At 58.3% G+C, this 13,629-nt stretch carries 15 protein-coding genes; 12 read left to right on the forward strand and 3 right to left on the reverse strand.

Going from position 1 to position 13,629, the window contains the following annotated elements:
* Positions 1-2 precede the first annotated feature (2 nt).
* The 3 genes from ctaD (at position 3) to GQR90_RS04740 (ending at position 3,333) form a co-directional block, all read left to right on the forward strand.
* Complete coding sequence (gene ctaD, locus GQR90_RS04730) at positions 3-1,670, forward strand: cytochrome c oxidase subunit I (RefSeq protein WP_158773111.1); 1,668 nt, start codon at positions 3-5, stop codon at positions 1,668-1,670.
* 128 nt (positions 1,671-1,798) lie between these two features.
* Positions 1,799-2,383: a cytochrome c oxidase assembly protein gene (locus tag GQR90_RS04735; RefSeq protein ID WP_158773112.1), complete on the forward strand. Its 585-nt coding sequence runs from the start codon at positions 1,799-1,801 to the stop codon at positions 2,381-2,383.
* Between the two features lie 89 nt (positions 2,384-2,472).
* Positions 2,473-3,333, forward strand: a complete 861-nt coding sequence (locus GQR90_RS04740) for a cytochrome c oxidase subunit 3 (RefSeq protein ID WP_158773113.1) — start codon at positions 2,473-2,475, stop codon at positions 3,331-3,333.
* Between the two features lie 18 nt (positions 3,334-3,351).
* Here the strand turns inward: GQR90_RS04740 and GQR90_RS04745 are convergent, their stop codons facing one another.
* The gene (locus GQR90_RS04745; protein WP_158773114.1) at positions 3,352-3,543 is read right to left on the reverse strand and encodes a DUF2909 domain-containing protein; all 192 of its coding nucleotides are present in this window, start codon (positions 3,541-3,543) and stop codon (positions 3,352-3,354) included.
* Between the two features lie 172 nt (positions 3,544-3,715).
* Between GQR90_RS04745 and GQR90_RS04750 the strand changes: the two genes are divergently transcribed.
* The 3 genes from GQR90_RS04750 to GQR90_RS04760 all read left to right on the forward strand — a co-directional run bounded on the left by GQR90_RS04750 (position 3,716) and on the right by GQR90_RS04760 (position 6,607).
* Positions 3,716-4,414: an SURF1 family protein gene (locus GQR90_RS04750; protein WP_233266432.1), complete on the forward strand. Its 699-nt coding sequence runs from the start codon at positions 3,716-3,718 to the stop codon at positions 4,412-4,414.
* 38 nt (positions 4,415-4,452) lie between these two features.
* Complete coding sequence (locus GQR90_RS04755; protein ID WP_158773116.1) at positions 4,453-5,139, forward strand: hypothetical protein; 687 nt, start codon at positions 4,453-4,455, stop codon at positions 5,137-5,139.
* 76 nt (positions 5,140-5,215) lie between these two features.
* Positions 5,216-6,607, forward strand: coding sequence for a COX15/CtaA family protein (locus GQR90_RS04760; protein WP_442778539.1), 1,392 nt, complete (start codon positions 5,216-5,218; stop codon positions 6,605-6,607).
* An 80-nt stretch (positions 6,608-6,687) separates the two neighbouring features.
* Here the strand turns inward: GQR90_RS04760 and GQR90_RS04765 are convergent, their stop codons facing one another.
* Positions 6,688-7,083, reverse strand: a complete 396-nt coding sequence (locus tag GQR90_RS04765) for a glutaredoxin family protein (protein ID WP_158773117.1) — start codon at positions 7,081-7,083, stop codon at positions 6,688-6,690.
* Between the two features lie 48 nt (positions 7,084-7,131).
* A complete protein-coding gene (locus GQR90_RS04770; protein ID WP_158773118.1) occupies positions 7,132-8,151 on the reverse strand; it encodes a LysR family transcriptional regulator in 1,020 nt (339 codons plus the stop codon).
* Positions 8,152-8,305: 154 nt separating this feature from the next.
* Here GQR90_RS04770 and GQR90_RS04775 point away from each other — a divergent pair, with 154 nt between their 5' ends.
* The 6 genes from GQR90_RS04775 to GQR90_RS04800 all read left to right on the forward strand — a co-directional run bounded on the left by GQR90_RS04775 (position 8,306) and on the right by GQR90_RS04800 (position 13,585).
* A complete protein-coding gene (locus GQR90_RS04775; protein WP_233266433.1) occupies positions 8,306-9,520 on the forward strand; it encodes a multidrug effflux MFS transporter in 1,215 nt (404 codons plus the stop codon).
* Between the two features lie 118 nt (positions 9,521-9,638).
* Entirely contained in the window at positions 9,639-10,556 is a 918-nt protein-coding gene (gene yegS, locus GQR90_RS04780; RefSeq protein WP_158773119.1) for a lipid kinase YegS, read from the forward strand.
* A gap of 150 nt (positions 10,557-10,706) precedes the next feature.
* Positions 10,707-11,153 carry an NfeD family protein gene (locus GQR90_RS04785; protein WP_158773120.1) on the forward strand — a complete coding sequence of 149 codons (447 nt, stop codon included), beginning with the start codon at positions 10,707-10,709 and terminating at the stop codon, positions 11,151-11,153.
* Between the two features lie 75 nt (positions 11,154-11,228).
* The gene (locus GQR90_RS04790; RefSeq protein WP_158773121.1) at positions 11,229-12,254 is read left to right on the forward strand and encodes an SPFH domain-containing protein; all 1,026 of its coding nucleotides are present in this window, start codon (positions 11,229-11,231) and stop codon (positions 12,252-12,254) included.
* A 120-nt stretch (positions 12,255-12,374) separates the two neighbouring features.
* The gene (locus GQR90_RS04795; RefSeq protein WP_158773122.1) at positions 12,375-12,833 is read left to right on the forward strand and encodes a nucleoside deaminase; all 459 of its coding nucleotides are present in this window, start codon (positions 12,375-12,377) and stop codon (positions 12,831-12,833) included.
* Between the two features lie 194 nt (positions 12,834-13,027).
* The gene (locus GQR90_RS04800; RefSeq protein WP_158773123.1) at positions 13,028-13,585 is read left to right on the forward strand and encodes a hypothetical protein; all 558 of its coding nucleotides are present in this window, start codon (positions 13,028-13,030) and stop codon (positions 13,583-13,585) included.
* Positions 13,586-13,629 lie beyond the last annotated feature (44 nt).

The following is a 13,629-nucleotide window of genomic DNA, read 5'->3' on the forward strand; positions in this document are numbered from 1 at the left end:
TCATGGCCAGTGACAAGTCACGCAAGGCAGTGCTCCAGGCCAGCGAAGGCGGCACGTCAGGCGGTGGATATTCCTCTGCCAGCCAGCATGCAGGTCATGGCGCCGCCCCGCGCGGCATGATGCGCTGGCTACTGACGACCAATCACAAGGATATCGGCACGCTTTACCTGATCTTCTCACTGACGATGCTCTTTATCGGCGGCATCATGGCGTTGGTGATCCGTACGGAATTGTTCCAGCCGGGTCTGCAGATGGTGCAGCCCGAGTTCTTCAATCAGATGACCACCATGCACGGCCTGATCATGGTATTCGGCGCCATCATGCCGGCCTTTACGGGGCTGGCAAACTGGATGATTCCACTCCAGATCGGCGCGCCGGACATGGCGCTGCCACGCCTCAACAACTTCAGTTTCTGGCTACTGCCGGTCGCCTTCCTGTTGCTGCTGTCCACGCTATTGATGGAAGGCGGTGGCCCTAACTTCGGTTGGACGTTCTACGCCCCGCTTTCCACCACCTACGCGCCACCGTCCACCAGCTTCTTCATCTTCTCACTGCATATTGCCGGTATCAGCTCGATTCTCGGCGCGATCAACATCATTGCCACCATCCTCAATCTGCGCGCACCGGGCATGCGCATGATGGATATGCCGCTATTCGTGTGGACCTGGCTAATCACTGCCTTTCTGTTGATCGCTGTCATGCCGGTACTGGCGGGTGCCATTACCATGATGCTGTTCGATATCAACTTCGGGACCAGCTACTTCAATGCCGCCGGTGGGGGTGATCCAGTGCTGTTCCAGCATCTGTTCTGGTTCTTCGGCCACCCCGAGGTCTACATCATGATCCTGCCGGCCTTCGGTATCGTCTCCGCCATCGTACCGACCTTCTCGCGCAAGCGACTGTTCGGCTACGCCTCGATGGTCTACGCCACCGGGTCAATCGCCATCATGTCGTTTCTGGTATGGGCGCATCACATGTTTGCTGTCGGCCTGCCGCTGGTGGCGGAGTTGTTCTTCATGTACACGACGATGCTGATCGCCGTGCCTACCGGCGTAAAGGTATTCAACTGGATCGCGACGATGTTCCGCGGCTCCATCAGCTTCGAGCCGCCGATGCTGTTTGCCATCGCCTTTATCGTCCAGTTCACCATCGGTGGTTTCTCGGGACTGATGTTGGCCATCGCGCCAGCGGATTTCCAGTATCACGACACCTACTTCGTGGTCGCACACTTCCATTATGTACTGGTGCCGGGGGCGTTGTTCGCGATTCTGGCGGGCGTCTATTACTGGCTACCGAAGTGGACCGGTTTCTATCCCCATGAGGGTCTATCGAAGTGGCATTTCTGGCTGTCAGTCGTGGGCGTGAATCTGACCTTCTTTCCCATGCACTTCTCGGGGCTGGCCGGGATGCCGCGTCGCATTCCTGACTACGCCTTGCAGTTCGCCGACTTCAACATGCTCTCCAGTATTGGCGCGTTTCTGTTTGGTTTCTCGCAGCTGCTGTTTTTGGTCGTGATCATCAAGTGCGCCCGTGGTGGCGTGAAAGCCCCTGCTTGCGCTTGGGAAGGTGCGGAAGATCTGGAGTGGAGTGTGCCGAGTCCGGCCCCGCTGCATACCTTCGAGATACCGCCGCAGACCCATGATGGACGGCTTGTCGAACCTGAACGATAGTCATGTAGGCATGTTCACGTACGAGCGTGTTGCATCAGGGGGCTAGTCGTCAGGGGTGGCGGTGTCGGCAGAAGCAAGTCAGCAGCGGCTGGTTGACGGTGGTTGATGAGCAAGAGAAAGGGGGCTGCATGACGCAAAATGAGCAGGCCAACGTCAGAAGCGTTGATCAGCAAGCGGGCGTCACGCGCACTGTACGGCGCACGCTGCTGGCGCTGGCAGGCATGCTGGGCTTTGCGTTTGCGCTGGTGCCGCTCTACGACGTCTTCTGCAACCTGACCGGCTTGAATGGCAAGGCGGCCAGCCAGGCGAAGGCCGCTGTCGCGATGGAAATTGATGAGAGCCGCTGGATATCAGTGCGCTTCATCGTTCAGCAAGGACAGGGGTTGCCCTGGACGCTTGAGGCGCTTGACGAGCGCTTTCGCATTCATCCCGGGGGGCAGTACAGCGCGCGCTTCGTCTTTATCAATCACGCGGACAGAGCCGTGCGCGGGCGAGCAGTCCCCAGCGTCAGCCCCTCAGAGGGTTCTCTACATCTGAGGAAAATCATGTGTTTCTGTTTCCAGGAGCAAACGCTGGCTGCTGGCGAGCGCCGTGAGCTGCCACTGGTATTTCAGGTCGATCCTGATTTACCCGACGACATTCGCGATTTGACGCTGGCTTATACCCTCTATCCGGTGGAGCTGGTAGCAAGTGATGGTGACGATGATATGTAGTGCGCAAGGGCGCGCGTGCCAGGCGCAGGGAAGGTGATCGACCCTCGGTCATGGCGGTGCGGCAGGGTAATGCATGTAGGAGGTGACGCATGAGCAGTGGCAGCTATTACGTACCGGCACACAGCGCCTGGCCCATCCTTGGGGTGCTGGCGGTCGGCAGCATGATGGTCGGTACTGGCGTTTGGATAGTGCATGGCAGCGCAGCATGGTTGTCTGCTATTGGCCTTCTAGCGGTCGTATTGGTGATGGTTGGCTGGTTTCGTGACGTCATTCATGAATCGATGGGCGGTCTCTATGATGACCAGATGGACCGCTCCTTCCGGTGGGGGATGGGCTGGTTCATCTTCTCTGAGCTGATGTTCTTCGCTGCCTTCTTTGGCGCGTTGTTCTATGTGCGCACTTTCGCACTACCGTGGCTGGACGGTGAAGGCGCCAAGGGTGTTACCGCACTGCTCTGGCCAGATTTCACGGCCAGTTGGCCGCTGATGAATCCACCGGATGTGTCTATCTCTGGGCCGAGGGAGGTGCTCTCTCCCTGGCAGCTGCCCTTGGCCAACACGCTATTGCTGGTCAGCTCCAGTATCACGCTAACGGTGGCCCACGAAGGATTGAAAATGGGCTATCGGCGCACGGCACGTAACTGGCTGGCGGGCACGGTTGGATTGGGTGTGTGCTTTCTGTCGCTGCAGGGCATCGAGTATTACGAGGCATGGCATCACCTCGGACTGACCCTTCAGGCAGGTGTCTACGGTGGCACCTTCTTCCTGCTAACCGGCTTCCATGGCCTGCATGTCACGATTGGCACACTGATTCTCATCGTCATGCTGGTGCGTGTGATGCGTGGCCATTTTTCCACCGAGCGTCACTTTGCTTTCGAGGCAGCAGCCTGGTATTGGCACTTTGTCGACGCTGTGTGGATTGGCTTGTTCCTATGCGTCTATGTGTTCTGACGTCGTATATCGCCAGTGCTAATCAAGCATTCCGGTGGAGAAGCCAATGACCAGCAGGGTAACCAAGCAGGCAGCGAGACCGACTCGCCACTTGAGAGAAGTCAGTAGACGGCGACTGCGGCTGCCATCGCGAAGCAGAAAACCGGCACCGGCGACAAGGCTTGCCAGCATGCCGATAAAGACCAGCGCAATGAGTGATTTGAGCAACACGGCAACTCCTTTATCCGAAGGTGAGTCTCCAGCGGCGGCAGACTGCCTTGGAGAATATGGTGCTCTTCCTCCTAGTCGAGACCACTCAGAGGCTGAGCGCAAGTCACGGTCGTCTGTTGACGCATTATCCGCTCACACGACGTCATCGGTCGCCGCGCGGGCTCCGGGAGCGTTGGATGAGCGTCGTGTCGGACGAGGTTGGTGGCTGTTCTGGAGTGCGCTGATCGTGCTGGGTCTGTGTCTATGCGCCTGGCAGATCAGCCGGGGGCTGACGCGTGCCCAGCATCTTGAGGATGCCGCCAGTGCTCCCGAACTGATAATGCCCGATGCTCCACCTGCGAGCGCCAGCCTGATTGAGTTACGTGGAGAGTGGCTGCCTCAGCACGGTTTGTTACTGGATAACCGTACCCTCGATCATCGCCATGGTGTGGCCGTACTCACGCCATTCAAGGCGGAGGATGGCCGCTGGTGGCTGGTCGAACGCGGCTTTGTGGCATCACCTGCACCACGCGTTGACCCGGAAGTCATCACGCCAGCAGGATCAGGCGTTATCCGTGGACGTTGGCAGTGGCTGGATAGTCGTGGCACCAGTGGCGGCCCTCTGTTTGGGCCTAATCGGGAAGGGCAACGACTGCAGCAGGTAGACCTGACTGCGTGGCAGGCATTGGGGCCACCAGCCTACGCCGGGGTTCTGCACCAGGTCAGTGGTATTGGGCAGTTCGCACCCTGGTGGCAGCCTGGCAACATGACGCCAGAACGTCATTACGCCTACGCGCTGCAGTGGTTGGGTCTGAGCCTGGGCGCTGCGGTCGTCATGGTCTTGGGTGCGCGTCGTCAGCGCGCTACGCCATTGCGGCAACATCGTGTCTGATGTGCAGTCGTAATGGTTAACGTAGAGGAGGGGTGCGGATGACGTATGTAATGCGCCAGCGTCTCAAGTTAGTCGCCTTGCTGGGGCTATTGTTTGCGCCGTTACCACTGGCGTGGGCGATGCTGAGTGCACACGTCGGCATTCCTGACGGTCGAGTGGCCAATGGTGCGCTGCTACCGGCCGTCGCTGCTCTGCCGGAATGGTCGCTGCACTATATCGGCGAAGGACATGATGGCGAAGCTGGTGTGGAGAACATCGAGAATGGTATGCCGCCTCGTATAGCACGCGGTGCTGAAGAGGAGCGCTTCTGGCTGAGCTGGCCGGAGCCTTTGCACAATCAACAGGCCGAGATTGAAGCAGAGCGCTGGTGGCGGTTACATCGTGCACTCGGCAAGGAGGCGCCACGGCTTGGCCGGTTAGTCGTGGCACCTCATCAGTTCCGGCATGCGCAGATGCCTGGTGAGCAACGAGCGCTGGGAGAGTGGCCAGTCACCACGACTCGCTCGAGCATCACTAGCCCTGTCATCACTGGCTCTGTCATTACTGGTTCTGCGATTACTGACGCTACCGTGACGTCGAGACGTGATGATGTGCTGCCCGATAGTCTGCGGTTGATCGACCCTCAGGGACGAGTCGTGCTGGCCTATGGGCCAGAGGTGACACCCAAGGCAGTGCTGACGGATGTCCGGCGTCTGCTGAAGCGTAATCCGGCGGCGCCACGCTGAATACGCTGGGCTGGCCGCGTGATGCTGGCAGTATCCTGTCGTTGAAGACATCATCTTGTGAGCAAGGAGATGCGCCATGCCCTCTCTTTCTTCTCTCTCCTCTACACGCTTCCGCCAGCGTGGGGCAGCGATATTGCCTCCACCACCTTTTGTTCCACCCTCCATATTGCATGGCAAGCGCTCTCATTTATCCGCGCCTCCTTCTGCCCTGTTCGATACGTCATCTACCCAGTGGCGGCTATGTCGAATGTGGCGTGCAAGCCTCAAGTTAACCAGCGTAATGTTGGTACTGGTCATCTTTGTCATTGCGCTAGGTGCCTGGACGCGGCTGGTAGACGCGGGTCTTGGCTGCCCTGATTGGCCGGGTTGCTATGGTGCCTTGGTGGTACCAGATGCGCAGGTGGCCAGCCTGCATAGCCCACACCATCCCCTTGAGAGCTATAAAGCCTGGGCCGAGATGATTCACCGCTATGCGGCAAGCTCGCTGGGATTGGCGGCGATAGGGCTGGTCATCCTCGGATTACGTATCAAGCGCCTTGAGAAGTTGGTGTCTCGTTCATCGAAGAGACCACCGTCGTTGAATAGGTCGCAGTCTCTGAATAAGGCGACCGCCACGTCACCTGCACACTTTCCTCTCACTGCCTGTTGGCTATTGCTGGGCGTATTATTGGTGCAGGGCGCTTTCGGTGCCTTTACGGTGACGCTCAAGTTATGGCCGCAGGTCGTGACATTGCATCTGCTAGGCGGGCTAGCCGTCATGAGCCTGCTTGTGGTGTTGTGGCTGACCTTGCGACAGCGCCTGGGCGATCGGACACTTGTCAGGCCGAGAGCGGAGATTGAGATTGCACCGGCGGCAGTGCAGAGCACTCGTCTGCATCAGCCCTGGTTGGTAACAGCAGCGGTGGTGGCGCTGATCGTGCAGCTGGCACTGGGCGGGTGGACCTCCAGCAATTACGCAGGCCTCGCCTGCACGGGCTTCCCCGGCTGCAATGACAGCCTATGGCCGACCATGGATTGGGGAGAAGGCTTTCATCTGACACAGGATGTGGGCCCCAGCTATCTGTATGGCCAGTTGCATGGTGAGGCACGTACGGCAATCCACATGGCCCATCGTGGCGGCGCATTGCTGTTGGGAGGCATATTGATGGCGCTTTACTGGCGCCAGCGTCGTTATGGGCGATGGCAGTGGCGCGTAACGGCACGTGCGGAGGCCAGGCCTATTCACCGCGCCTTGGGAAAATTTTCAGGACGTCCACATAATCCGTGGCGTTGGGTGCTGGTGTGCTGGGGATTACAGGCAGTGCTAGGCATCGCCAATGTCCTGTGGTGGCTGCCACTGGATCTGGCCTTGGCGCATACGCTGGGTGCCGTGGCCCTGACCGGCGCCTTGGTACTGGGGGTGCATGAGACACGCAAGCCGCGTGAAGAGATACGGCTCGCCAACACGCGAGACCACGCCATAAAATGATCATTGGTCTGCCAGACAGCAAAACGCCGCTCAGGGAGCGGCGTTTTGCTGTCTGGCGTTAGCTCACGCATAGCGCTGGTTCAGGCTGCGTTGCCAAAGCGCTGCTGGAGATAAGTGTTGATGGTGTCGGATTCGTACATCCATTCCTCACGGCCATCGTCATGAGTGATCAGCAGGCACGGTACCTTGACGCGACCGCCACCTTGTTCAAGTGCTTGGCGATGTGTCGCGTCGTGCTGGGTGTCACGCTGTTCGATATTCAGGCTCAGCTGATGCATGCGCTTGCGGACCTTGATGCAGAATGGGCAGGTCGAGAATTGGTATAGCGCCAGCTTTGTGGTTGCAGCATCAACCTCAGCCTGCTCGGCAGGACTGCGTTCAAGGGCGCTACCACGCGTCATTTTCTCGCTGATCAGCATGAAGGGAGCCAGTACCAGGCGGAGAGTACGGAAGAACAGGCGAATGATGGGGCGCATCGGGAAATCCTCGCGGGCGTACAGGCATAGAAAAAGAGTGGAGCCATTCTAATGGTCAGCGACGGTGGCGTCTGCCCCATGAGTGTTGCAGATGTGTGTCATCAGCGACTGACGTAGCCAACGATGCCCCGGGTCCTGCTCATGACTGGCATGCCAGATAAGCCGATAGCTAAGCGCCGGGAGACGAAGTGGCAGCTCACAGACCGCCAATTCGTGCAACGTGCTATTGGCATGAGCAAAGCTGCGGGGTGCGCAGAACGCCAGATCACTGTGGGCCACGATGCTCAAGGCATCACGGAAGTCGGGCACCAGCACGCTGATACGACGCGGTGTTCCATGCTGTTCGAGTCGCTCATCCAGCGACCAGCGTGAGCGCCCCTCACAGGTTGCCTGCACATGATCGAGTGCTGCAAATTCTGACAGCGTCAGGGGCGAGTCCCGCTCGAGAAGAGGGTGGTCGTGGCGTATCAACATCACGTGATCATCACGCCACAAGATGCGCGAATGAAACCCCTCAGGCAGCGCTGGTGGCTCTCCGGGCGTTTCCGCTGAATGATCATGCCCCGCGAGACCGATATCCAGCTGTCCTTTCTCCATCAGGCCCAGGCAATCAGCTTGCCAACGACTGATCTCAAAACTGCCGCGGGGAAGGGCGACGGTCAGTGCACGTGTGCAGGAGGGCATCAGGGTGGACCAGGCGCTTTCCAATACCGCCATTTGAAAGCGTCGCTGGCTGGTAACCGGTTCAAAGGTAGGGGGCGCGCTCAGAGACTCCAGTCGTGACAGCAACCCGGCCAGCTCACCACGTAGTGCCCGTGCACGCGGAGTGGGTCGGAGTCCGTGGCGTTCGCGAATGAACAGGGGGTCATCAAACATCGTCCGTAGACGGGAAAGGCTCTTGCTGACCGCAGACTGCGAAAGGTGCAGTCGGGTTGCCGCGCGAGTCACGCTGCACTCTTCCAGCAATATCTGTAGTACCTGCAACAGGTTGAGATCGATACGTGTCCCCAGCGGCATTGCTGACGGGAGGGGCTTCTGGCTCGGCATGGAAGAGTGCGTTGAAGACATGATTTTCGCCAATGGAATATCTGGCCTGAAATATTATCATTTTGCTGCATAAGTCGCAGGCGCTACTCTCTGCGCCTTGTGGCTGTCGCTGTGCCAACATCCTCCGTGGTATCCCTGATCCTTGTATTTCGACTCCTTACCCTCGAGATTGCTCATGTCTGTGTCCTCTGCCGCGGCTTCGCGGCCTATGCCAGGTGCTCGCCAGCTACTTCTGTTGCTGGTCGGTTGTGTGATGTTCTCGCCGCTGGCGATCGATATCTATTTGCCTTCCTTGCCGGCGATGGCACGTGAGTTCGCTCAGCCGAGTGATGTGATGCAGATGACGGTGACGTTATTTCTGGGTGCGGTCGGTGTCGGTCAGATTATGGTAGGGCCGCTGACGGACCTCTACGGAAGGCGCCCGGCATTGCTAGGCGGCGCAGCTGTCTATCTGGTCGGGGCACTGGTCGGGGCACTGGCGCAGGACATCAGCATGCTCTATTTCGGCCGCATTCTTCAGGGACTGGGCGCCTGTGCCACCGTAACCGTTGCCTTCGCGGCAGTGCGTGACTGCTATACGCCAGAGCAAGGTGCCAAGATGTACAGCTACCTCAATGGCGCGCTGTGTATCATTCCGGCGCTAGCGCCAGTGCTCGGAGGCCTGTTGGCAGTACAATACGGGTGGCGCTCCAACTTTGTGTTCATGGCCGTCTTTGCACTCTGCATCGGACTGGCCGCGTGGCGCCTGTTCGCGGAAACCCGTCCGCAGAGTACTGTCGTGGTGCGGCCGCTCTATAACTGGGCTCGTTACCGTCCCGTCTTGACCAGTTGGCGTTTCCTGTATCAGGCGTTGGTCGCGATGGCGGCGATGAGCGCCATCCTGCTGTATGTATCTTCCTCGTCTGAGCTACTGGTTGAACAGTTGGGCTACAGTGAGCTCGAATTCAGCGCACTGTTTGGCGGTAACGCCGTTATCAATATCATTACCTTCTTCTTCGCGCCGCGCGTTATCAGCCGCCTTGGCCGTCAGCCAACGGTGCGCTTGGGACTCGCGATCATCCTGCTCTCTGGCGTGATGCAGGGTGCAGCGCTGGCTTGGCTACCGCTCTCGGCGGCTGCTTTCATGGTGCCGGTGGGTGTGTTGTCGGTTGGCTTCTCATTGGCACTGGGCGCAGCCTCAAGCCTGGCGCTTGAAGCCTTTGGTGAACGTGCTGGTACGGCGGCGGCGTTATTGGGCAGTATCCAGCTGGGTGGCTCGGCCATCGTGACCACCGTACTGTTGAGTACGCCACTGGCCCCCCAGGAGGGATTGTTCCTGATCAGTGTGGTAATGGTCTTGCCGCTGTTATTGCTGGGGCTACGTCGCCAGCCGGGCGTGCCGAACGCGTGAGTCAGGCCTGATGTCGGGTCGATACCGGTCGAGCAATAAAGCATGGCGAGATGGTTCATTGAACCGGTATGACAAGCGTATGCTGTTGGCTTGATCTGCATGTCGCCAAGGAGACACCATGGAATCAGCGGCACGTGTGCGCGTGATATTGAATGGCGAGAAGGCCCAGCAGCCGGAGCTGCGAGAGGCGATCTTTGCTCAGCGTGAGCGCATGGCGGGGCTGGAGGTTCGGTTGACCTTCGAAGGGGATGACGTAGCCCGACTGGTGAAAGAGGCGATTGCCGAGCAAGTCACCCGGCTTGTCGTCGGTGGGGGAGATGGCACGCTCAATCTGGTGACCAATGCGCTGATGAAGTATTCCGTCACGCAGCGTCCCGAGTTTGCGATATTGCCGTTGGGCACGGCCAATGATCTTGCCACCTCGCTCAGTATCCCTCTGACGATACCTGATGCACTGGCATTGGCCTGTGAGGGGCCTGCGCGTGGGATCGATATCGTGAGCGTCGACGATGCCTACTTCATCAACGTGGCATCTGCCGGTTTTGGTGCTGAAGTGACGCGTTCCACGCCTGGTGGGCTCAAGAAACTGTTCGGTGGCGGTGCTTATTCCCTCATGGGCGTGCTCAAGGCATGGGATTTCCGGCCTTATCGTGGTCGTCTCACACTGAAAGGGAGTGAGGAAGAGGTGGCGCTGTTCGTCTTGGCTATCGGGAATGGGCGACAGGCCGGTGGCGGACAGGAGCTGGCACCGCGAGCCTTGCTGGATGATGGCTATTTTGACGTGCTGGTGATCCGTGATTTCCCCATTGGCCGTGTTGGAGAGGTGGTCGAAGAGCTGGAAACCTTGCCGGACAATGGCCACTTCGTTCGTTATGTACGTACAGACTCACTGCACTATCGAGGAGAACCCTTGCCGGTAAATCTGGATGGTGAGAGTTACCTGATCGAGGACAGTGAGTTTCATCTCGTCTCCAACGCTCTTCGTTTGGTCGCGCCGGACAATACGGCACTGTTAGGCAATGCAGTGATACCCTGAACGAGTGTGTAGCCCCCGTCTTCCATAGGGCACACCACTGGCACACGAGCGCAGTCTGAGGTTTACTCGACTGCGCTCGTGCTGTTTATGGCAGCGTATTGTTGCCTACTCGCGACATCTTGTTTCTGTTCGCTTCAGGGAGGCCACTGCATGGAATATCTGTCCGGCTGGCATGTCTGGGTCATCCTCGCATTGATACTGGCGGGGCTCGAATTGCTTGGCGCCCACTTCATCTTGTTGGCACTGGGCGTCAGTGCGCTAGGGGGCGCGCTGGCAGCGGCACTTGGCGTGGGGCTTAACCTGCAGCTCATCAGTGTCGCTGTGACGGCATTGGTGTTGGTGCCGTTATTTGTACGCAAGATTCATCCCCGATTATTGCCCGGCGAGCGCTATGGCACGCTGGGAAGCGGTGCTGAGGCAGGGCAGCTGGCAGAGGTTATCTCGGGAGTCGAGGGCAAACTTGCCGTGCGCCTGTCAGGTAACGAGTTTCCGCTACGCTGGGAGGGGAAGGTGGCGCCCATGGTCGGCGAAACTGTCAGAATCGTGAGCGTCGAAGGGATCACGGTTCGGGTCGAGCGTCTTGCGCAGACACCCTGAATCGTCATTTCAAAATGTGCTCAATACACCAATAAAGGCCGCAGGAAGCAGGCCAATTCAAGGGAGTGAAACGCCATGATCATCAGTCCGGAACTTGTCATTATCCTTATCATTCTGGCACTGGTCGTTATCCTGTTGGCCAAGGGATTAATGATCGTGCAGCAGTCGGAGGCCGTCGTGATCGAGCGCCTCGGTAGCTATAATCGTACGCTGGAATCCGGCATCAATCTGGTGGTGCCCTTCATCGACAAGCCGCGCTCCATCACCATCCGTCGCTATCGTCAGGTCAAGGGTGACAACCTGCCACTGGTCGTCGAAGAGACGCGCATCGACCGCCGCGAAACCGTCATGGATTTCCCGGGCCAGAGTGTGGTGACCACGGATAACGTCACCGTCACCGTCAATGGCGCACTCTACTTCCAGATCGTCGACCCCAAGCGGGCCGTCTATGAAGTCGAGAACTTCACGCAGGCCATTGAGGTGTTGGCCAAGACCAGTCTGCGCTCCGAAATTGGCCGCATGGAGCTGGATAAGCTGTTTGAGAGCCGCAAGGAGGTCAACGACGCCCTGCAGATAACGATGGATGAAGTCGGCGACAAGTGGGGCGTCAAGGTCACGCGTGTCGAGATCCAGGACATCAGCATGCCGTCAGAGGTCGAAGACGCCATGCGCTTGCAGATGGCCGCAGAGCGCAAGCGCCGTGCCACCGTCACCGAAGCCAATGGCCAGCGGGAGGCTGCGATTGCGACTGCCGAGGGTGAGAAGCGATCATCAGTACTGCGCGCGGAGGGTGACAAGCAAGCATCCATCCTGCGTGCCGAAGGCGAGCGTCAAGCAATCTATCAGCTGCGCGATGCCATTGGCGCAGATGACCCACAGCTGGTGGTGGGGTATATGCTGGGTCAGAAGTATCTGCAGATGCTGCCGGACATGGCACGTGAAGGTGATCGCGTCTTCATCCCTTATGAGGCATCAGCGCTACTGGGCGCCATGGGCAGCTTCCGTGAGCTTGCCAGTGAAGTTGGCGAGCCCACCAATGCCAGCAATGAAGGCCTGCGACGCGCTCGCCAGATGATGACGGGCGAAGCCGGTCTCGGCTGAGCCGCGTGTTTTACATCGACTTGTTTCTCATCACGGCATCTCTGGCCTGATGATACGAATTGCCGGGAGGTTACATGAAACCTTCTGCCGTATTTTCCCAATCTTTATCGGAGCAAGACTATGAGTGCAACCAACGCTGATCACGCCCGCTTCCTGCAGGCCGCCATTGAAGAGGCCGAGAAGGGCCATGCGGCTGGCGGGGTGCCGATCGGTTCCGTGCTGGTTCATGATGGCAATATCATCGGACGTGGCCACAACCAGCGTCAGCAGAAAGGCAGCACGGTGCTGCATGGTGAGATGGATGCGCTGGAGAATGCTGGCCGCCTGCCAGCTCGCGTCTATCGCGAATCCGTACTCTATACGACGCTGTCCCCGTGCCCGATGTGCAGTGGTGCGATCCAGTTGTATGGCATTCCGCATGTCGTGGTGGGCGAGAATCACACCTTCATGGGTGCGGAAGACCATCTGCGTGGATTGGGCGTTCGGGTGGACGTCATGGACAATGGCCGGTGTCGTGAGCTGATGGATACGTTCATTCGAGAACAGCCAGAAATATGGAACGAAGATATCGGAGAGTGATCAGAAATGGTGTTCGATAACATTTTGATGCTGCCGATTGGCCATATTGCTTGAAAAGCTGCCAATCGAACGCCATGTTATTGTTATCCAAACGTTTGATCATGCTTTCACTTGCATGAATACTTGACCTTTGTTGCAATGCCGTTTGCAGGAAACAAGGGGCTGGCGACTCCCCACCTATCATGGAGAAGACGATGAAACTCAAGCAATGGATGATTCCCGCACTGGCCGCAGGCCTGACCTTGGCCATCGCTGGTTGCGATAGTGGCGACGGTGACAAGGCCGCGAAGGACGCTGACAAGCCTGCACCCCAGAGCCAGGAAAAGCCGGCTGATGCGCCGCCGCCCCCGAAGGACATGAAAGACGGCGAGAAGCCGCCGATGAACATGGAAAACGGCGAAAAGCCGCCGATGGACGAAATGCAGGGTGAAGGTCATCCGCCCAAGCATGACCCGTCTGCTACCGAAGCAGATGAGTCAATGGGCGACGACATGACTACCGATAATGAAAGTGCGGTCGAAGCTACCAAGAATGCCGCTTCTGATACCTACGAATCTGCCAAGAAGGGTGTGAGCGACGCTGCTGACGCAACTTCCGATGCTGCTAAGGGTGCTTATACTTCTACCAAGGAAAAGGCAGCTGAAATGACCGATTCCGCTGAGCAGTCAGGCGATTCCACTTCTTCTGCCGCGAATGCCAAGGTCGATGAAGCCCAGATGAAAGCTAACGAATCTGTCGATAGCACCCAGTAAGTGGTGTCCAGCAGGACACGGGTGTGATGAAGCCGTCCATCTGA

The sequence above is a fragment of the Cobetia sp. L2A1 genome (genome assembly GCF_009796845.1).
Lineage (GTDB): Bacteria > Pseudomonadota > Gammaproteobacteria > Pseudomonadales > Halomonadaceae > Cobetia.

What these genes read in the sequence shown, in the direction of transcription:
- GQR90_RS04795 (WP_158773122.1), top strand. Translation starts at nt 12,375, where the DNA reads ATGAGTGCAACCAACGCTGATCACGCCCGCTTCCTGCAGGCCGCCATT.
- ctaD (WP_158773111.1), top strand. Translation starts at nt 3, where the DNA reads ATGGCCAGTGACAAGTCACGCAAGGCAGTGCTCCAGGCCAGCGAAGGC.
- GQR90_RS04760 (WP_442778539.1), top strand. Translation starts at nt 5,216, where the DNA reads ATGCCCTCTCTTTCTTCTCTCTCCTCTACACGCTTCCGCCAGCGTGGG.
- GQR90_RS04735 (WP_158773112.1), top strand. Translation starts at nt 1,799, where the DNA reads ATGACGCAAAATGAGCAGGCCAACGTCAGAAGCGTTGATCAGCAAGCG.
- yegS (WP_158773119.1), top strand. Translation starts at nt 9,639, where the DNA reads ATGGAATCAGCGGCACGTGTGCGCGTGATATTGAATGGCGAGAAGGCC.
- GQR90_RS04755 (WP_158773116.1), top strand. Translation starts at nt 4,453, where the DNA reads ATGACGTATGTAATGCGCCAGCGTCTCAAGTTAGTCGCCTTGCTGGGG.
- GQR90_RS04770 (WP_158773118.1), bottom strand. Translation starts at nt 8,151, where the DNA reads ATGTCTTCAACGCACTCTTCCATGCCGAGCCAGAAGCCCCTCCCGTCA.
- GQR90_RS04775 (WP_233266433.1), top strand. Translation starts at nt 8,306, where the DNA reads ATGTCTGTGTCCTCTGCCGCGGCTTCGCGGCCTATGCCAGGTGCTCGC.
- GQR90_RS04785 (WP_158773120.1), top strand. Translation starts at nt 10,707, where the DNA reads ATGGAATATCTGTCCGGCTGGCATGTCTGGGTCATCCTCGCATTGATA.
- GQR90_RS04800 (WP_158773123.1), top strand. Translation starts at nt 13,028, where the DNA reads ATGAAACTCAAGCAATGGATGATTCCCGCACTGGCCGCAGGCCTGACC.
- GQR90_RS04765 (WP_158773117.1), bottom strand. Translation starts at nt 7,083, where the DNA reads ATGCGCCCCATCATTCGCCTGTTCTTCCGTACTCTCCGCCTGGTACTG.
- GQR90_RS04790 (WP_158773121.1), top strand. Translation starts at nt 11,229, where the DNA reads ATGATCATCAGTCCGGAACTTGTCATTATCCTTATCATTCTGGCACTG.
- GQR90_RS04740 (WP_158773113.1), top strand. Translation starts at nt 2,473, where the DNA reads ATGAGCAGTGGCAGCTATTACGTACCGGCACACAGCGCCTGGCCCATC.